This window comes from Anabaena sp. UHCC 0451 (assembly GCF_034931405.1).
Taxonomy (GTDB): domain Bacteria; phylum Cyanobacteriota; class Cyanobacteriia; order Cyanobacteriales; family Nostocaceae; genus RDYJ01.
On record NZ_JAYGHA010000020.1, the window covers coordinates 29,525 to 49,556 of the forward strand.

The 20,032-nt window shown below is 37.1% G+C and carries 17 protein-coding genes and 1 tRNA gene; 8 read left to right on the forward strand and 10 right to left on the reverse strand.

Features of this window, described 5'->3' with window-relative positions:
• The 3 genes from VB694_RS15110 to VB694_RS15120 form a co-directional block, all read right to left on the reverse strand.
• A complete protein-coding gene (locus VB694_RS15110) occupies window positions 1-3,006 on the reverse strand; it encodes a type ISP restriction/modification enzyme (protein ID WP_323361147.1) in 3,006 nt (1,001 codons plus the stop codon).
• A gap of 195 nt (window positions 3,007-3,201) precedes the next feature.
• A complete protein-coding gene (locus VB694_RS15115) occupies window positions 3,202-4,317 on the reverse strand; it encodes an ABC transporter permease (RefSeq protein ID WP_323361148.1) in 1,116 nt (371 codons plus the stop codon).
• Between the two features lie 119 nt (window positions 4,318-4,436).
• On the reverse strand, window positions 4,437-5,312 hold the full coding sequence (locus VB694_RS15120; RefSeq protein WP_323361149.1) for an Npun_R2479 family HD domain-containing metalloprotein: 876 nt from the start codon (window positions 5,310-5,312) through the stop codon (window positions 4,437-4,439).
• Between the two features lie 186 nt (window positions 5,313-5,498).
• On the opposite strand from VB694_RS15120, the gene VB694_RS15125 reads away from it, so the two are divergent.
• Window positions 5,499-5,570: transfer RNA gene (locus tag VB694_RS15125), tRNA-Gly, on the forward strand.
• 171 nt (window positions 5,571-5,741) lie between these two features.
• On the opposite strand, the gene VB694_RS15130 is transcribed toward VB694_RS15125, so the two are convergent.
• The 3 genes from VB694_RS15130 to yidD form a co-directional block, all read right to left on the reverse strand.
• On the reverse strand, window positions 5,742-7,721 hold the full coding sequence (locus tag VB694_RS15130; protein ID WP_323361150.1) for a WD40 repeat domain-containing protein: 1,980 nt from the start codon (window positions 7,719-7,721) through the stop codon (window positions 5,742-5,744).
• 211 nt (window positions 7,722-7,932) lie between these two features.
• Window positions 7,933-8,949, reverse strand: a complete 1,017-nt coding sequence (locus VB694_RS15135; RefSeq protein WP_323361151.1) for a sulfate/molybdate ABC transporter ATP-binding protein — start codon at window positions 8,947-8,949, stop codon at window positions 7,933-7,935.
• 94 nt (window positions 8,950-9,043) lie between these two features.
• Entirely contained in the window at window positions 9,044-9,538 is a 495-nt protein-coding gene (gene yidD / locus VB694_RS15140) for a membrane protein insertion efficiency factor YidD (protein ID WP_323361152.1), read from the reverse strand.
• A gap of 213 nt (window positions 9,539-9,751) precedes the next feature.
• Between yidD and chlP the strand changes: the two genes are divergently transcribed.
• Window positions 9,752-10,972: a geranylgeranyl reductase gene (gene chlP / locus VB694_RS15145; protein ID WP_323361153.1), complete on the forward strand. Its 1,221-nt coding sequence runs from the start codon at window positions 9,752-9,754 to the stop codon at window positions 10,970-10,972.
• Between the two features lie 65 nt (window positions 10,973-11,037).
• Here the strand turns inward: chlP and VB694_RS15150 are convergent, their stop codons facing one another.
• Complete coding sequence (locus tag VB694_RS15150) at window positions 11,038-11,712, reverse strand: hypothetical protein (protein WP_323361154.1); 675 nt, start codon at window positions 11,710-11,712, stop codon at window positions 11,038-11,040.
• Between the two features lie 574 nt (window positions 11,713-12,286).
• Between VB694_RS15150 and VB694_RS15155 the strand changes: the two genes are divergently transcribed.
• Entirely contained in the window at window positions 12,287-13,783 is a 1,497-nt protein-coding gene (locus VB694_RS15155; protein WP_323361155.1) for a CAP domain-containing protein, read from the forward strand.
• A 173-nt stretch (window positions 13,784-13,956) separates the two neighbouring features.
• Here VB694_RS15155 and VB694_RS15160 read toward each other — a convergent pair whose 3' ends face one another.
• Together VB694_RS15160 and cobS are read right to left on the reverse strand one after the other, a co-directional pair.
• Window positions 13,957-14,439, reverse strand: a complete 483-nt coding sequence (locus VB694_RS15160; protein WP_323361156.1) for a DUF29 domain-containing protein — start codon at window positions 14,437-14,439, stop codon at window positions 13,957-13,959.
• A 663-nt stretch (window positions 14,440-15,102) separates the two neighbouring features.
• A complete protein-coding gene (gene cobS, locus VB694_RS15165; RefSeq protein ID WP_323361214.1) occupies window positions 15,103-15,888 on the reverse strand; it encodes an adenosylcobinamide-GDP ribazoletransferase in 786 nt (261 codons plus the stop codon).
• A gap of 192 nt (window positions 15,889-16,080) precedes the next feature.
• Between cobS and VB694_RS15170 the strand changes: the two genes are divergently transcribed.
• The 5 genes from VB694_RS15170 (at window position 16,081) to psbM (ending at window position 19,033) form a co-directional block, all read left to right on the forward strand.
• Window positions 16,081-16,533 carry a hypothetical protein gene (locus VB694_RS15170; protein ID WP_323361157.1) on the forward strand — a complete coding sequence of 151 codons (453 nt, stop codon included), beginning with the start codon at window positions 16,081-16,083 and terminating at the stop codon, window positions 16,531-16,533.
• A gap of 303 nt (window positions 16,534-16,836) precedes the next feature.
• Entirely contained in the window at window positions 16,837-17,961 is a 1,125-nt protein-coding gene (tgt, locus tag VB694_RS15175; RefSeq protein ID WP_323361158.1) for a tRNA guanosine(34) transglycosylase Tgt, read from the forward strand.
• Between the two features lie 240 nt (window positions 17,962-18,201).
• Window positions 18,202-18,339, forward strand: coding sequence for a photosystem II reaction center protein K (locus tag VB694_RS15180; RefSeq protein ID WP_006195022.1), 138 nt, complete (start codon window positions 18,202-18,204; stop codon window positions 18,337-18,339).
• 188 nt (window positions 18,340-18,527) lie between these two features.
• Complete coding sequence (locus tag VB694_RS15185; protein ID WP_323361159.1) at window positions 18,528-18,824, forward strand: 2Fe-2S iron-sulfur cluster-binding protein; 297 nt, start codon at window positions 18,528-18,530, stop codon at window positions 18,822-18,824.
• A gap of 95 nt (window positions 18,825-18,919) precedes the next feature.
• Window positions 18,920-19,033, forward strand: a complete 114-nt coding sequence (gene psbM, locus VB694_RS15190; protein WP_323361160.1) for a photosystem II reaction center protein PsbM — start codon at window positions 18,920-18,922, stop codon at window positions 19,031-19,033.
• A 112-nt stretch (window positions 19,034-19,145) separates the two neighbouring features.
• Here the strand turns inward: psbM and VB694_RS15195 are convergent, their stop codons facing one another.
• Window positions 19,146-19,997, reverse strand: coding sequence for a universal stress protein (locus VB694_RS15195; RefSeq protein ID WP_323361161.1), 852 nt, complete (start codon window positions 19,995-19,997; stop codon window positions 19,146-19,148).
• Between the last annotated feature and the right edge of the window lie 35 nt (window positions 19,998-20,032).

Genomic DNA, 20,032 nt, shown 5'->3' on the forward strand with positions numbered 1-20,032 from the left:
TTATTCCATTTCTTTAATTATTTCCATTGTGTCTACACTCACGGTACAGACTCTCATTAATAATTCTATTACCTGTTCTTTATAATCTGCAAAACGATAAGTATTGAATTTTTCCGCAATGGTTGGATCTTTTGGTTTCTTTTCTTTATATTGATCTAAAATCCATTCTAAAGCGCAACGATTACCTAGCATATATTCCCAAGCTATTTTCGGAATGTTTTCTAATGTTGTGACATCATCTAAGATAATGCTATTTTTGGTTTTATCGGCTTTTAGTTTGGGTTTTGGTGTTTTTTGGTTGTCTTTTAAGGGAATATCAACACGGGTTAATTTATAAGGTGTGACTGTTTCATAATTAATATGAATTTCCATGAGTTGTTTTCCCCAGTTAACCCATTTTTGGAAGTTTTCATAATATGGTAAACGCGGAAAGTCGCGTTTGAGGTTAAGTTCGTATTTGCTGCGATATGCTGGGTTGTGTAAGACTGCGTAGGTATAATGAAAGATGTCTATTTTGGTAATTGTTGAATCTTGATAATGGGTTTGAATTTGTTTTAGTCCCCAGTCGGTTATATTATCAATGCGGTTTCCTTCTTTGTCATAAGAGTACAGTGATAGACATTGTGTACTTCCACCACCTACTAATAAACTTCCTAAATCAATTATTGTATTAGAAGCGATAACTCCAAATTTTATTGTTCCCACATTGACAGCAATAAATTTATTTTCTGAATTGTTATTGTAAATATTAAACCATTGATAAGTCATTCCATTAAAATGTTTATCAAAATAAAAATATTGTTGATAAAAGGGACGATATAAACTTTTAATAATTTGGTCATTTTCAAAAATTTTATTTATTTTTCTGTCCAAATATTTATTTAATTCTCTATCCCATTTAATTTGATCTTTTCCTGGGTATTTTGAATCTTTTAATGTTTTCTGATAAACTTCAATTAAAAATTTTACTTTTTCTTCTAACGCAGTTTCAGATAAATCATAAACCCATTCATCTCTCTGTGTTTTCAACCCTGAAGAAAACAACTTAAATACTGCTTCTTCTCCTTTACCTGCTTTCACATCTTTATCAACTAAAGATAAAAGACTTTCAAAATCGTTATCAGATTGATTAATCCAATTACCATTGGTATCTGGTTTCAGATGAGTAAAACCTAAATCTCTGAATTTTTGGGAACTAAAATATTTTTTCTTTTCATCTGCATCTGTATAATCATCAATTGCATTATAATAAACTTTGAAACCTTCCGCGTGTTCATTCCTAATTAAAAAATAAACCGCTATTCCTACTCTAATTTCATCACTAAAGACATTACCACCTTCTTTGCGTCGTCTTTCTCCGCTTGTTCTTGCATTACCTTTCATGTCAATAACATGAATTTCATTAAATTCTTTAGCTACAACTTTTCTAAAACCATCATAAGCAATCGAATCTATAAAAGAACTATTAGAAACAAACGCAATAATCCCATTTTTACCTAGTCTATCAGAAGCCCATCTAATAAACCGAGTATACATATCATAAACAACAATATTATTTTGAGCTTTACTATATTTAATATAAGATTCCTTAATTAACTTATCTATAGCTGTATAATAACGATTAGCATTATTATCATTAAAATTTTCCTGTTTTGCATTATAAGGAGGATTACCAATAATCACAGAAATAGTTCTATCATTCTGTCTTTTGATTCTTGCGGTATTCTCCACACTCATAGCAAACAAATCTAATTGCTTACCCGCAAAAGAAGTATTATCTAAAGTATCTACAAAACAAATATTTTCAAACTCCTCATACACACCCATTTTCTGTTTATAGGTAAATTCAATATTCAAATTTGCAATGTAATAAGGCAAAATTGCCACTTCATTACAATGAATTTCATGTTTATATTTGTGTTCCAAACTCTGCTTTGGTAAATAATCAATTAACTCAGTAATAAAAGTCCCTGTTCCCGTCGCAGGATCTAAAATTTCTACATCTTTGTCTGCTAACAACTTACCAAAATGTTTATGTGTGAGAAAATCCACACTTTCAATCATAAACCTGACAATTTCATTGGGAGTATAAACAATTCCTAATCTATCCGCAGCTTTGGGATTATATGCTTTGTAGAAATTCTCGTATAATGCTTTGAGAAACTTCTGTTTTTCTTGATGATTATAAATATTAGCCGCAGTTCTTCTAATAACTGCATAATATCTTTCAATGCTTCCTAGAGTATTGCGTTTGACACTTCCAGTAAAAAAGGTAGAAATTATTTCTTGTAATTCTCTCGCTACGTTATTTTCTTGATGAAATTGTGATTCACTGAAAATATTGATAAAAATATCTTCTGTTAAAATGTGCTGAATCATCATTTCCCGAATATCAAATAAACTGATTTCAGGGTTAATTGATTCTTTGCAAATTCCCCAAAACTTATCTCGCGCAGTTTGAAAAGATGTGTTATTTTCTCCTTGCAAATCTATCAAATCTCTGAGAGAATTTAAGATAGTGGGTAAATCTTGTTTAAAGATGTCTATTGCTTCTCGAAAATCTCTAACTTCAGGACGAACATAATTAATAAAACTGGTAATAATTCCATCTACTGCGTCAGCATCTCCCATAGAAACGCGCTGGGTTTCCTGTCCAGATTGAATTAAAACCGCAGTTTGGGAATCTTCAAATAAAATATTACTATCGGGATAACCTTTATTTAATTTCTTTTCTATTTCTTCATCTAATTTATCATATTGATCTTTACTTTCCCAGTAACCCCAATCTAACCGTAAAGCGTCTTTAATTGTCCCATCGGGATAAACAAGTTTACCATTTGGTAGTTTGTAATCTAATTCAGGAATGAGAAGAAAATCTCTGGGTTTGCAATATTCATTGAGGAGGTTTTGAAAAGCGACACGAATTGATGTTTCTTTCCGTGAACCACCATATTGAATGATTTTTTCTACTTCCGCTTGGTATTGAGTTACTAATAGTCTTGACATGATTAAAAAATTGATTGTAAAAACCTTTTGTTTGGTTGCGCTGTCCCTTAACCCAACCTACATTTTAAATTGTATTATATAGCAATTCTAGTTGATTTGTGAATATTGTTAGAGTTCAGATCCCCGATTTCTTCAAGAAATCGGGGATCTTTTTGTTCATAAGTGATTCAGACATTTTGATAATTACATATTTAATTACCTTTGTAAACTGCGCGGGTCCAGGGCATCACGCAACCCATCACCGAGTAAATTGAATGCTAAAACCGTGAGAATAATTAATATTGCTGGGGGCAAAATTAGCCAAGGTTGTAATACTAAAATAGAAGCATTACTAGCTAAAGAAAGCATATTTCCCCAAGAGGGATCAGGTTGTTGAATACCTAAACCAATCAGACTCAAAACTGCTTCTGCACCAATAAAACTGGGAATTGTTAAAGTTGCAGAAATAATTACATAACTAGCAGTTTGGGGTAGAACATGACGGATAATAATATAAATTGGTTTACCACCCATTGCTAGTGATGCTTGGACAAATTCTCTTTCTTTAATTGATAGAACTTGACCACGAATTACCCTAGCTAAACCTGCCCAACTAATCACAGAAGTAATCACAACAATTAATAAAAATCGTTGTGTACTGGTTAATTGAGGGCTTAAAACTCCTGATAATGCTGCTAACAAATAAATGCTAGGAAAAGTCATCAGCACTTCTGCCAAGCGCATAATTACACTATCAATTACACCACCAAAATAACCGGAAATACCGCCAATTATTAATCCTAAAGGATAGGTAATGATAATCCCAAAAATACCGATGAATAGACTAATTCTCCCACCATAAAGCAGACGACTAAATTGATCTCTTCCTTGTTCATCAGTTCCTAAAATATTAAATTTTGCTGCACCAGTTGAGCCAAATAAATGTAAATTTAGGGGAATACCAGGAATGATAGTGACTTCATCCCATTTAGGAGGTAGGGGTAAACTCAGTTGAAATAATCTATATTCTGGACCAGAAACAAATAAACCCAAGGGTGAAGGTTTTTTTAAGTCTACAATTAATTTCCGTTCTCCTGTTTCTAGGCTTGTATCACCTTGAATTGTTGGATAAATGTGGGGTCCAATAAATTTACCTGCTGGGGAAAACCAATGAATACGCGTTGGTGGCAGTAATGAACCATTTGGCTGCGAATCATAAGGGTTGTAAGGTGCAATAAAATCAGCACCAATTACTGCCAAATAAAATATTAATAATACACTTGCACCAAATCGCGCCAAAGGATTTTTCTTGAGTCTCTGCCACCAATTCATAATTTTCAATTACTATGTAATATTATTCTTCAATTAGAAACTAGGGAAAAGGTAACAGGTGATAGAGGGAATATTTACCAATTACCAAACCCAAGTAGAAGCTAGAACCATGTGATTATCTAAGCATTTAACTGTTCAGCTAAATACCGCAATTCTTCATTTTGTTTTTCATGTTCAACAACAAAAACATTGGAATAAAGATTAGCCAAAACTTGTTTTCCCTGTTGTGTGAGAGATAAATAACGCAGTCCTTCTTTGATATAAGGATAGACACCATTCCAATAAAATTTGGAGTAGTTTTTGCGTAAATCTCCAGGATTTTTATAGCCTAAAGCTGCATTAATTCCAGTTTCTTCAAATTCATAGAATAAACTAGTGATTTTTTTCAAATAACGGGGATCACTTAATTGCCCAATTAAATCAGCAGCCCGGACTAAACCGGCAAAGTGCGTGGTATCTTGATGATCATCGGCGCTAGGAACTGGAAACCGTGTTAATTCAATATTGTTCTTAATTACTTCCGCACATATTAAAGGATGTCCACCAAATCTTTCATCAATAAATAGTTTAGCCCGATCTACATGATAGGGTGTGAGACTAGCATCAGAAGCACCAGTAGGAAGCGAAACCATGCCGCCATTTTGCCCTGTAGCATATAAACTTTCTGATTCTTTGTCGTCACGACAAACTCCTTTAACATAGCCAATATCGTGACACAATAAGGAAATAATTACGTGTAACCAATCTTCACTGGAAACCCCACCTTCCCGAATGTGTCTACCACGCAAAATTTCTTGTCCAACCAGGGTAACGAGAACTGAGTGTTCTACATTGTGATATAAAGCATCACTGTTGGCAATATTTTCTAAAGCCATGTTACCAGCCCAAGCGATGATGTCCTGATGATCAGTTTTTAAACCACCGTAAGTACGTTGATAACCTGCTCGCAGTTGATTTACAAAAGCATCAATGATAATTTCAGTTGTATTGAACATAAAGGATACTCTGGGTATATATTTTTTATAATCGCTTTCACCGCTTGTAATTTTGGTGAATGTAAATAGCTTTTTAATGTTTGCTGTTTTTTGCCTCCTGTTTTCTGCCGTAAACAAAATTTCCTGCTGATTTTTGTTGAACTATGATATAATGCCTACTAGACTAAATTACCATCATTACTTTTTGCGGGTGTAATTCAGTGGTAGAATGTCTGCTTCCCATGCAGAATGTCGTGGGTTCGAGTCCCATCGCCCGCTTTCAAAACTTGTCGAGTGTCATATATTGGGAAATATGCCTCAGTTTTTGTCAACGGTGATAATTAATATATCACCTTATTTGTTGTTGCTGATAGTTGGCGTAGCTATATTAAAATATGAATTTATGTGTAGAGACATTCTAGAGTCTCTACAACATTTTTAATCAAGTGATTAATCAAATTGCCAGATTTTGATTGTACCATCAGCACTACCACTGATGATCCTATTTCCCTCAACACTGAAAGCCACAGTATGAACAGTTGATGAATGCTCGGTGAGAGTAGTTATTAATTCTTGAGTTTCCAAGTGCCAAAATTTAATTGTTTTATCATTACTGCCACTAACTAAGGTTTTACCATCAGGGCTGAAAGCAACAGTTGTAACTCCATCTGTATGGCCGTCAAATGTGTGAATTAGTTCTCCTGTAGCTAGATACCAAAGTTTAATTGTGTTGTCATGACTACCAGTAGCAAAAATCTTGTCATCTGGACTAATAGCTATAGTATTAATCTCATCTGAATGCTCGGTAATACTTATAATTTCTGAGCCTTGTTTAACGTTCCATATTTTGATGGTTTTATCAGCATCACAGCTAATTAACTTTTCTCCATTTTTGGTAAAAACAAGAGAATTAATATAATTTTTATGCGTAGTGAGACTATATACTAACTCTTCATCGTTTAAGTCCCACATTTTGATAGTTTTATCCATACTGGCCGTAGCCAGAAGACTACCATTAGGGCTAAAAACAACAGAAGTTACACAACCAGAATGCTCAATAAAAGTTTTACTTTTTAAGGCATACCATAGCTTAAATGTTTTGTCATAGCTACCACTAGCAATAATGTTGCCATCAGCGGAAAAAGCAACTGAGGAAACATAGTTAGAATGCCCGGTAAGACTATGAATAACTTCTCCAGTTTGTATGTCCCAAATTTTAATATATTTGTCTGCACTCGCACTAGCAAAAGTATTTCCTTGAGGATTTACAGCAATACAAAAAACATAATTTGAGTGACCATAAAGAGTATTGACACAATGCCAAATTTTTGGTTTTTCTCTTTCACCAGATGCCAACGCTCTTAATTCACAATTGTAAGCTGCCCTATATTTTTTGAGAATAATTTTCAGTTTTTCTAACATTTCATTAGTCCAGACTGAAGGAAAGTCTGCACTTAATTTAAATAATTGCGGTTCATAATTTGGGTTGATATTCAAATAATACCAATCTGCCAAAAATGCGGCCAATAACTTGTGTAAAATGACAATGGTTTGCCTAATTGCCCGTAGACTCTTAGTTTCATCACTGCCAGATTCTTCAAACTGTTCTTTGGATTCTTCCCAATTCCACGGTTCAAAAGATAAGGAAACTGGTTCTTGAAGTCCCCAAAATTTAACATTGAAATAAACTTCGTGATCGGTGATGTCAGTGTAAATAATTGCTGTTGGTACAGCGGATAAAATGGTCTCTAACTGCTTGACTTCAACATCAAAAATTGAACGTTCAAAATATTTACCATAGAATTCTACGGGGCATAAATCACTATGCAGGGGATAATATTTTTCTAAAAAAAGTTTTAGTTGGTTGCGAATTTCTTTTTTGAGAGAATCACGGAATAATACAGGAAAGTCATCACTAATATCTGGGGGTGGAACTAACATCAATAAGCGTGGTTTCTTTTGTTCATCTATGAAAATTCTCTGGGCTTCATCACGGCTTAAAATTCCCGGCCATTTCTGCTGATCAAAAATTGCTTGAATCTCTTTTTGTTTCAGGTCGATTTCTTTAGTTGTTGTTTCCCGACTTAAGTTTAAATACAATGTACTTAACTTACCTCGATCTGCTATTTCTTCCTGCTTTAATTTCAGTAATTTTTCTTGTCTCTGTGATACTAAAGTTACTTCTATATCTGCGTCTGCATGAATTGTTGTCTGCTGAATTTGTAAAAATTCTTGTTTTCTCGCTTCTCTGCGCTGATAATAACCAATTTCAGCTTCAATTACCCGCTGATCTTGTCTAACTTTTTGAATGGTTGCAGATAAATTAATTTTATTTTCTTTAACAAGAGTTTGGTTCGTAAATGCTGAAATAATTCTGTTAGTAGTATCATTCACAAAATCAACAGCAGCACCAACAATATCAAATGTCATATAAGTTAAGTTGTAAAGCTGAGAAAATTAACACTTAGTCAATTCTAACCATTAAATATCTCAATGTATCCGTATAGAGTAATTTTCTTTAGTATTAATTATGCTGGATTGCCCGGAAACCCACAGATGAAGCTGTAAAAAGGCAAAGTTTAATATTGATTAATTCACTGCCAGAGTGGGTTTGGGGCTGAATTTAGTTCTGAATCTAGTTCTAAATCGAATAATAAAGTGGGAAAGATTTTGCATCTTTGGGTTTGACGTAAACTCGATCTTGCGGCTCTAATTTTAACTCATCAAAGCGATCGCGTGTTAAGTGGGCAGTAAAAGTTTGTCCATCATCCAACTTTAGCTCTACTTGAATTTCCCAACCCAGATGGATGACACGGCTAACTGTAGCGGGTGCAGTTGTACCGTTAGCTACTCTTTCCACAATTACATCTTGGGGACGCAAAAATACTTCTGGGTTAGCTGAGTCGAAACCACTACTTTGGAAAATTTTGGCAGAACTTGGTAACACGTTCACAGGTCCAATAAAACTCATGACAAAGGCTGATGCCGGATGATCATAAATTCCTGCTGGTGTTCCTACTTGTTCCACCTTACCTTTATTCATCACCACAATTTCATCGGAGACTTCCATTGCTTCTTCTTGGTCGTGAGTCACAAAAACCGTGGTAACGTGAACTTCATCATGGAGACGACGTAACCAAGCTCTCAAGTCTTTACGGACTTTAGCATCTAATGCGCCAAATGGTTCATCTAGTAATAATACGTTAGGTTCTACGGCCAAAGCTCTGGCTAAAGCTACTCTTTGTCTTTGTCCTCCTGAAAGTTGGGAAGGATAGCGATCGCCTAATCCACTTAATTGCACTAATTCCAGTAATTGGTCTACTTTACCCTTAATTTTCTTTTTCGGTGCTTTGCGAATTTCTAAGCCAAAAGCTATATTTTGCCGCACATTTAAATGCTTAAATAAAGCATAATGCTGAAACACAAACCCAATATTTCGCTCTTGAACACTTTGATATGTAGCATCTTTTCCAGTCAGTAAGATTTTACCGCTATCTGGCATTTCCAAACCTGATATTAACCGCAGTAAGGTAGATTTACCAGATCCAGATGGACCTAATAAAGCAACCAGTGAACCACTTTTAATTTCTAAACTCACTTGATCAACAGCCTGGAAACTGCCAAATTGCTTAGACACATTTTCAACTACTATGCCCACTGGTTTTATACCTCTGAATTTAATCTACGGTTTACGGGTAGGATTACTGTATTTTACTTTATATCACATTTTTAACTCATCCCATTACATAAAATTACCAGCTACAGCCCCCACAATCTAGAATGCTACAATCTAGGGCGCTACAATCTAGGGCGCTACAATCTAGGGAACTGCAATCAGGAGTCATATTCAGCATTTCTGGACAGTCACAACTTATTTCAGCGCAATTTATTCCTAAATCCACAACATCAAAACTATCTTGACAAGATGACTTGGGAGTAATCGGCTGAGTTGGCTGATTCCGCTTCTCTTCATCTGTTTGGTTTGGTGGTTCTAGTTCCTCAGCTTGGGATCTGAGAATTAGATTTGCTTGCTTACAGCTTTGAAATCTGACACGGGACTTGAGAAACGCAGCTTTTAATCCTTCCTGACCAATTACCCGTTTAATATACTGGGAACAGGATTCACCACCATATAAGACTCTGTGAGCGCAAGCAAAGCCTTTATGGGGGGAAATATGTTTTTGATATCCAGTAATTGCCGAAACAGTAACTTCTCTAGTCACTAAATCCAATAAAGAAACTTGCATATTTTGTCAGGTGTCTATGATATTAGTATTTCTTGTAGTTATCATTGACTAATGTCTAGTAATAAATCCTGATCCGCCCTTTCTTACGTCAGTTTTTATGTCGAAATGTTAAGGAATATTGCAATTCTGTCAAAACCTTGAGCTTAAACGCAATCTCAACCGAAAGTCCATGATACGATCCTTTCGGTAAATGTGAAGATTGGGAGAAAACCTTTGACACTACGGGTTGCGGTTGTGGGTTCAGGCCCAGCTGGTTCATCTGCCGCTGAGACACTGGCAAAAGCTGGAATTGAAACTTTCTTAATTGAGCGCAAGCTAGACAACGCCAAGCCATGTGGGGGAGCTATTCCTCTGTGTATGGTGAGTGAGTTTGAGCTACCTCCAGAAATTATTGACCGTCGAGTGCGGAAAATGAAAATGATTTCTCCCTCTAACCGTGAGGTAGATATCAATCTGGTAAATGAAGAAGAATATATAGGAATGTGCCGCCGTGAGGTTTTGGATAGTTTCTTGCGAGAACGAGCGGCTAAACTAGGTGCAACGTTAATTAACGCCACCGTTCATAAACTTGATATACCCACAAATAACACTGACCCCTATACAATCCATTACGTTGATCATACTGAAGGTGGAGCGCAAGGGATTGCTAAAACCCTAAAGGTAGATTTAGTGATTGGGGCTGATGGGGCAAATTCCCGCATTGCTAAGGAAATGGATGCTGGGGATTACAATTATGCGATCGCTTTCCAAGAAAGGATTCGCCTACCCGCAGATAAAATGGCCTATTACAACGACATGGCCGAAATGTATGTGGGCGATGATGTTTCTACAGACTTCTACGCTTGGGTATTCCCCAAATATGACCACGTAGCTGTCGGCACAGGCACAATGCAGGTTAACAAAGCCAGCATTAAACAGTTGCAAGCAGGTATCCGCGCTCGTGCTTCTGAAAAATTAGCTGGTGGTCAAATCATCAAAGTAGAAGCACACCCCATTCCTGAACATCCCCGTCCTCGTCGCGTAGTTGGCCGCATTGCTTTAGTCGGTGATGCTGCTGGTTATGTTACCAAGTCTTCTGGTGAAGGTATTTATTTTGCGGCTAAGTCTGGACGGATGTGTGCAGAAACAATTGTTGAGGTTTCTAACGGTGGTGCGCGTATCCCCACAGAAAAAGAACTGAAACTTTACCTCAAGCGTTGGGATAAGAAATACGGACTGACCTACAAAGTGTTGGATATTCTCCAAACCGTTTTCTATCGTTCCGATGCTACCCGCGAAGCATTTGTAGAAATGTGTGATGACATGGATGTACAACGGCTAACTTTTGATAGCTATTTGTATAAAACTGTAGTTCCCGCTAACCCCATCACGCAATTAAAAATTACTGCCAAAACTATTGCTAGTTTGTTGCGTGGTAATGCCTTAGCACCTTAATTTTAGGTGACAGGTGACAGTAAGGGTTTAGCAATGCTAAACCCCTACTATTTTCTCCTTCTTTACTAAAAATTCATAAACGGGTCAAGATTTTGGTGAAAATGGTTCTGCACGTACTCTATAATCAAAGGTTGTAAGGTGTATTTATCTGCTGTTTTCTCAATTAAACAACGTGAATATAGATTTTCTATAGCTTGGAAAAGATGAGATATGGAAATATGAGGTAATTTATTTATTAAATAATTAATTGTTACTAACTGCTGATGAGTTGCGACAGCGTACATTATTTGTTGTTCTAATGTTGAGAGAAAATTTAATTGCTGTTCTAGCAAATTATGAATTTGATTACTAACTAATAAAGTATTTTGTGTAAGAAATTTTTCAACATCACTATTAAATAATTCTACAATTATATGAGTAATAATTTTAATGATGAGCGGATTATTACTATATAAATCACATAATTGATACTTTTGCTGTTCTGTTCCCAGCAGTTGTTTTGATTGTAGCAGGGAAAAGGCTATTTCTGAAGAACCAAGTAACCAGTCGAGGTTTAATTTGCGACATAGTTCTTCAAAGGTTGCATAATCAACAGGTTTACCAGTAATGAAACTGCTAACTGTGGTTATAGACAATCCTGTATCATGAGCCAAGGCTCTTTGGTGGGGATAGCCACTGCGTGTAACTGCTATCTTAACTCTCTCAATACAGTCATGACGAACCCTGAGTGACCTTGACATAAATAAGCCCAGCATTTACACGTTAACAGAAATAATCTAGTCTTTTAGTCTGAATTTTGCTAAATTTTAGACTTTATCTATCGGATCTTTTCATAGTTAACACATTATAACAATCTACCTAAAGATAGTTGACAAAGATTTTTAACTTACTTAGCCATGTTAATTGATACAACAGTTACTTTGTAAATTGGGTAAATCCTCAGATTTTCGTTAGATATCCGGTTTTTTAATAGAACCAGAAATTTTGTAACTTAAAGATATTATCGAAATAAGTCAGAATAACTCAGTATTTCTCGGTATGGCAGTCAATACTTAGTGGTTTAGACTGGAAACATCAACCATTCAATTGTGAACTGAATATACTACCCACCGGGACAAATTGTACTTTTGATTGTTATGCTGAGAAACTTTCGCGGAGCATTTGGCAGAGAAGCATCTTGGAAATTCTTCCCTTATCTCAGAATGACAAAAGCGTTAAATTATGACTGACAGAAGTATAAATAAAACCCAAATAGGTTAACAGTTTTCAAAATGGTCGAACTAAGAGATACATAACAACCCAAGGAGCAAGTTGATGGCTATATTACGACAAGACCAGTTTGACCAGATCGTTCTCGACCTTGTTAATCAATATCGGGCGCAAAATGGTGTCTTATCCTTAACGTTATCTCAGGAATTGGATCAGGCAGCCGATAAATACGCCAATCGCATGGCGACTGGAGACTTTTTTAGTCATAATGATCCAAACGGCTCAACCCCTGTTACCAGAGCAAGCGCAGAGGGCTATAGCAGCAGTTATGTAGGGGAAAATATAGCGGCTGGGTACACAACGGCACAACAGGTGGTTCAAGGTTGGATAGACAGTCCTGGCCATCGCGCTAATCTTTTAAATGCCACTTATACCCACATGGGGCTAGGATACGCATACCTAGCAAATGATACGGGGACTACAAATTATAATCACTATTGGGTTCAAAAGTTTGGTGCTGGAGATCCGAATCCAGGAACGTATGTGGCTGAAACAGATTCAGCCAACTTGATCATCAATGGTACCGCTGGTAATGACATCCTCAATGGCACTGCAAATAATGAAACTCTGAATGGTGATGCTGGTAACGATACACTCAATGGTGGTGCGGGTATTGATACCCTGATTGGTGGTTTAGGCAATGATACTTACATTGTTGATAGCACCACTGACACCATTACTGAACTTGCTGGAGAAGGGACAGATAGAATTCAATCAAGTGTCACATTTAGTATTGCCACCCTAACCAACATCGAAAACCTCACCCTCACAGGAGCAGGCACGATTAATGGTACAGGGAATAATCGTAATAACTCCATCACTGGTAACGGTAAGAATAACATTCTTACTGGTAATAATGGTAATGATATCCTCAATGGTGGAGCAGGTATTGATACCTTGATTGGTGGAAAAGGCAATGATCGTTATGTAGTTAATACCACCACTGACACCATTATTGAACTTGCCGGGGAAGGGACAGATACAATTCAATCTAGTGTCACCTTTAGTATTGCTGCCCTAACCAACATTGAAAACCTCACCCTGACAGGAACAGCTGGAATTAACGGTACAGGTAACGCAGGTAATAACGTCATCACTGGTAACAAGAGTCAGAACATTCTTGTTGGTGGTGCTGGTAATGACCGATTAATAGGAGGACTAGGAAAAGATACTCTCACTGGAGGGTTGGGAGTTGATCGTTTTGAATACCGCAAGTTAGCTGATTCCGTCTTCAGTAACTTTGATGTGATTACTGACTTCAATGCTACTGCTGGTAATGATTTATTCCTCGTTGCTACTGCACGTAGCGCATTCAATAATGTGGGATCTGTAGCCACTCTCGATGTTGCTGGGATTGCTGCTAAGTTAACTACCGCTACTTTTACAGCTAACTCTGCTGCTCAATTCACCTTTGGTAGCCGTACCTTTGTAGCTATTAATAATGCTACAGCCGGGTTTAGTGCTACTGCTGATGCCATTGTTGAGGTGACAGGTTTAACAGGTACTTTGGGAATTGGTAATTTTACTACTACCTTAGCCTAGTTCTTGGTATCCTTTCGGGAAACCAGATTGTAGAGATGTTTGATCAAATGTCTCTACATCACCATTAAAATATCCTGTAATTGATGTGATTGATGTGTAAGGGTTTAGCATTGCTAAACCCCTACTGACTGACTCCTAAACCTCAATGAGAATAATTTCTGAGCATCCCCTACTTAAAATTCAATATTGATAGTATCAGAAAACCAATCACCATCAATTAACTGTTCTAAAGTATAAGGACATTGTTCAGGAAAAATGTTTTTCTTTAAACCTGTTTTTGCTATCACATACTTAATAGCTTTCTGATAATTATTTTCTTTTTCTTCATTTAAGTGTTTTCTTAAATTCGTAGTCATATCCGTTTCTAACTCATTACGAAAATTAACAATTTCTGCTGCCCAATGACGACGATTTATGCTTTCTGCTTCCCAGTATTCAATTAATAATAAATGAATAATAATTTGTCTTAAATAACTTTCTCCACTGCGTTTAGTATCTCTAACCAAATTTTCCAAAACCTCACTTAGGCTATCTAAATCTAAATCATTTAATTGATTATTTTTTATTTTTTCCAAAGTCATTTCATACCAAGCTAAATAGTCTGATTCATATAATTTTTTTAAGTTTATTAAGCTATTTGTGCTGAAAATTTGCATATTGTTACCTCAAAAAATACTATCCAGCAGGAGTCAGGAGTCAGGAGTCAGGAGTAAAACAGGCTTTGTGTATAGGTTTAAATTTTGATTCTTTACCTCATTGATCTGAAATTTATTGTAATTTCATTATAACTTTGAATTGCGATCGCTCTATTTTCACTTCATCCCTCTCACCTACCACTCAATTACAAATTTGTCAATAACAAAGATATACTATTTATCCCATCCCATCATTTCCAGTTCCGTTCACCCCGAAAATTTGTTAAAGACAGAGGTCGTTTTTTGTAAAGGTATGTAAACTCATTTTTATTCTAATTTCTCAAAAGCAGATATATCAAGGATTTGAATATTAAGTTTTATGAAAATTGCAAAATTGAATATAATAAACCAATTATGAAAATTTACAAAATCATAGCATAAGGCTGAAAGTATTGCAAGTCCGTGAGTAAATAAAAAAGATTCTCAATTAATTATTAAGAAATGTTAAGGGCAAATCGCGGTGAGTTAGGAATATTAAAACGAAAATGCTAAATCTATAAATTAAAATTATCATTTATCTCTAAACAAGCACAAATAAGACTCATTGATAAAAAAACAAATGTTATTAAATTCACCTAAATATCCAATGATGAGTTTTACCAATTACCAATTACCAATTACCAATTACCTAAAAACCGTCATTACACACAAAAATAAGGCTTCAGTCCATTCAACAACTGCGCCATAGGTATCTCCTGTATGTCCACCGAGTTTATAGTTAAACCAAGCTGCGGTGAGAAGAGCGATCGCACATCCTCCAACCAGCATTCCTATAGATAAAAATAGATTTTGGTGATTAATGAACCAAACTAAAATACTCAAACTTATCAATAAAAATAGACTTGGTAATAAATCTGTGTAAGAACGAATAGCTTGTTTATGAAATGCGCCTTTACCAGTAGGTTTAAGATAAGGATATTGACAAATAGCTACTTGTTGTCCCCAACGTCCCCAGCCACAAGCCGCCATTAATAATAAAGAGCGATTTTCTGACATATCTACCAAAGCAGCAGTTTTCAGTAGTAAAATAGCTACAGCTGCCATTGCCCCAAAAGCACCCGTGGCACTATCAGCCATTACCTGCAACCTTCTTTGGGGATCACCTACTGCTAAACCATCAGCAGTATCCATTGCTCCATCTAAATGCAGTCCTCCTGTTATCCCTACCCAAAATATCACTACCAAAGCACTACGAGTTAATAATGGTACGCCTAAGTAATTGATTACTGTATCTAATAGACCTAACATTCCGCCCATCATTAACCCCAAAGCCGGAGCAAAATACGCTACTTTTTGGAAGTCTAAACCTTTAACATAGGGTAGAGGAATTGCTGTATAGAATATCACTGATGCAATTATGTCTAACAATTGCTGTTTGCATAACTGCCGCAGTTGATGGAAATTTACCATAGGGAAAAAGTGGTCATTAGATACAGAATCTAAACTTACCGTAAAAAGTTCAGATGAAATCAGGTAGTTTTCATGGACGATCGCCATACAAAGTTGATATTTTGGAAATGTAGGGTTTTGTACAGTCAAAAAGCTAGGCCATTGACTTTTTAGCTGTGTTGTCGCTCACCTTCCCTAAATCGCTATTGCTTTATGAGTCATCATCTACCCAACACCAGGATACCAGCCCCGTGTATTGTCAACGCTGGCGTAATTGTGAATAAGCTCGATATTCGCCGACTGCTGACTGATTTAGGTCGAGTCCACTACATCTACACCCAAGACAACAAGCTACTCAGCGAGGGTGATGGGGATGTGATGGAAGTATTTGTCCATTCCCAAAGGTCTACATTAGTCGCCAACAATGCCCTGTATCTGAATATATATAGTTTTGACTATCTGGAATTAAAGCATTCGCCCCAGCAGGAAACATACTTTGATTTAATCCAAGAAGAAATGTGTTTGCGTCTCATTCCCCTATCTACACCTTTGCAAGAAAGATGCGATCGCCATTTTCATGTCGGAGCGATAGAAGCAATGATGGAGCAGGTGCTATCAGCTAGATGGGATGCAGAAATTGATGATGATTGTTCTGATTGCTTTTAACTCAAAAATAATATACCCACCAGGACTGTAATATATAGCAGGGTCTCACCCCCCAATTGCTGGTTACTAGGTATTGGGAACTACAACTAATGACCAATGTACGAACGTATCCCTGACGGGACTGAAAGCATTAGCATTCGCTGTAAGGGCGAAGCATTCGGAAAATAAACTAGGGAAAAAACCGATAATTTATCGCCCGAATGCTTCGCCCCTACTAGGGGAAAAACCGATAATTTATCGCTTGAATGCTGATGCTGCCAGTCCCGTTAGGGATACGCCCCTACAACTAATGACTTATGACTAATGTCCAATTTTTCTTTTCAACTTCTAGCTACCTGTAGTCAGACAAAAGCCAGAGCAGGTGTATTTTCCACCCCCCATGGACTTGTGGAAACTCCCAGATTTATGCCTGTGGGAACACTGGCTAACGTGAAAACTATCACCCCTGCTCAACTCAAGGATACAGGGGCGCAAATGGTCTTATCTAATACCTATCATTTGCATCTGCAACCGGGAGAAGCAATTGTCTCTGCTGCTGGGGGACTGCACAAGTTCATGGGCTGGCATGGTCCGATGCTCACTGATTCCGGTGGATTCCAGGTTTTCAGTTTAAGCGAAATGCGAAAAATTACAGAAGAAGGTGTAACTTTTCGCTCACCTCATGATGGACAAATTATTAAATTAACGCCAGAACGCTCTATTGAAATTCAAAATATTTTAGGGGCGGATGTAATTATGGCTTTTGATGAATGTCCCCCCTATCCCGCTACTCGTCAAGAGGTGGAAGCAGCCACAGAAAGGACTTACCGCTGGTTAGAACGTTGTATAGTGGCACATCAACGCACTGATCAAGCATTGTTTCCCATTGTGCAGGGTGGTGTATATTTGGATTTACGCGCCCGTGCTGCGGAGGCTTTAGCTAAGTTAGATATGCCGGGATATGCTATTGGTGGGGTGAGTGTGGGTGAACCACCAGAATTAATTGCCCCAATTGTGCAAGCTACAGCATCGCTGCTACCACATAATAAGCCGCGTTATTTGATGGGTGTGGGTACTTATCGAGAAATGGCGATGGCGATCGCTTCTGGTGTAGATTTATTTGATTGTGTGATTCCTACGAGATGGGCGCGACACGGAACAGCAATCGTATCCGGTGAAAGATGGAATTTAAAAAATGCTAAGTTTCGTGAAGATTTTACGCCCTTAGATGAAACTTGCCCTTGTTATGCTTGTGAAAATTTCAGTCGTGCTTATATTTCTCATTTAGTGCGATCGCAGGAAATATTAGCTTATACATTATTAAGTATTCACAACATCACTGAATTAATTCGCTTTACCCAAAAGATTAGAGAATCAATTTTGAGCGATCGCTTTGTTACAGACTTTGGCCACTGGCTGAAAGAGGAAGAGGTGACTGGGGACAGGTGACAGGTGACAGGTGACAGTTGAGAGAGAAGAGAGAATAGAGAATAGAGAATAGAATAGATTATTTTCCTCTTGCCTCTTGCCTTTTGCCTTTTGCCTTTTGCCTTTTGCCTTTTGCCTTCTGTTCCCTGTTCCCTGTTCCCTGTTCCCTTCTTTCCCAATTACCAATTACCAATTACCAAATCATGTTAGTATACATTTCAATTATGAAAGATGTGTTGGATTAGGTGGATTTAAACAAACATGGAAGCAGCACTTTTATTAGCAAAACTGCCTGAAGCTTACCAAATATTCGACCCCTTGGTAGATGTTCTCCCAGTAATTCCTGTTTTCTTCTTGTTGCTTGCTTTCGTTTGGCAAGCAGCCGTTGGTTTCAGGTAAATTAATTGAGCATCAATTTGGTGGACAGGTATTATACACCTGTCCTATTTTTTTGATAATTATCTTTTATAAAATTCGTATTTCTTAATATTTTGCAATAAATTATCAAGAATTTAAGTAAAATATTGTAACGAGCTTAACCAAAAAACAGCCAAAAGGCACGTTTATCACTCAGAGAGGAATCAGTTATGGGAAACATCAAATTTGTCAAAGAGAATAAAGAAGTAGTCGCTGCAAATGGTGCCAACCTCCGACTCAAAGCTATGGAAAATGGCATTGATATCTATAAAGCCTGGGGAAAAATGACAAATTGTGGTGGTTCTGGTCAATGCGCTACCTGTATTGTTGAAATAGTGGAAGGACTGGAAAACCTCTCACCCCGTACCGATTTTGAAACCCGCAAATTCAAGAACAAGCCAGATAACTATCGTCTTGCTTGCCAAACCCTAGTTAACGGACCTGTTAGCGTCCTTACCAAACCTTAATTGACCAAAACATAAAATTTGGAATAAATCTGTCATTGATGATGCTATTCTAGAAATGTTGACTGGAAATCAATTTAAAGAGAGGCTATCTTGCTATGCAAGTTAATGACCTGGGCTTTGTAGCAAGCATTCTATTTGTGCTTGTTCCCGCTGTGTTTTTAATAATGCTTTACATCCAAACTTCCAGCCGTGAAGGTGGAAAAAACTAATCAGCTGTCGATGATAAAATAAAAAACCTCTCCACCATTGGTGCAGAGGGTTTTTATTTATCAACCGCTTTTAATGGGATAGTAATTTATGGCGTGCTGTAATAGTACCTAATTATGAAGCCGTCCGCGACAACAATACTGGACAAGTTGCATTAACTCGTACATAATCAGATAAAGAAGCACCGATGAGTCGGTCTAAATCAACAAAACTCTTAGCAATAGATGGACGACGATCTGGAGAACCTAGTAATAATAAGTCTACATTCAGTTCTTGGGCTAAACGGCAAATTTCTTCTCCGGGTTTGCCACTACTAGTCACACAACGCACAGGAATAGCTTGTTTTTCCGCTTCGGCTACAGCATTTCCCAAAACTGAATCTCTTTCTGGCTTGATATCAGTAATTCCTGATAATTTACCGCCCAAGTCTGTATTGACATTAGCCAAAATTAACTGACCACCGGTGACATTTTTCAGCAAAAATAAACCTAACTTCAAGCAATTTGTTGCTGATTCAGAGTTATCCATTGCCACCATAATGCGCTTAATTCTTTTGACATAAATGTCATCTTTAACCAGCAACATGGGACGAGCAGACAACTGGAAAACATATTGGCTGACAGAGTTGCCTAAAATTGATTGCAGCCGCTTTAGTCCTCGTGAACCCATAATAATCAAGTCAGCATCTATTTCGTCAGCTACTTGACAAACTACATCTTTAGGATCACCTTGTCGCAAAATCGAAGAAACCTGACTAGGATCTAAATCCAAAGATTGAATCGCATTAGCGAGAATCTTACCACCTTCTTCCCACTTATCTGTCATTGCAGCCGCAGTGCTTTGTGGGGGTACAACGTGCAGAACTGTAACTTTTGCAGATTGGATAGATGGCATTTCTTTCAATGTCTTCATCATTTCTTCTGCGTGTCCCAGTCCAGAGACAGCCAGCAAAATTTTTTGTATCATCTTCCGTAATTGTTCTTAAGGTTTCTTTGGGTTTC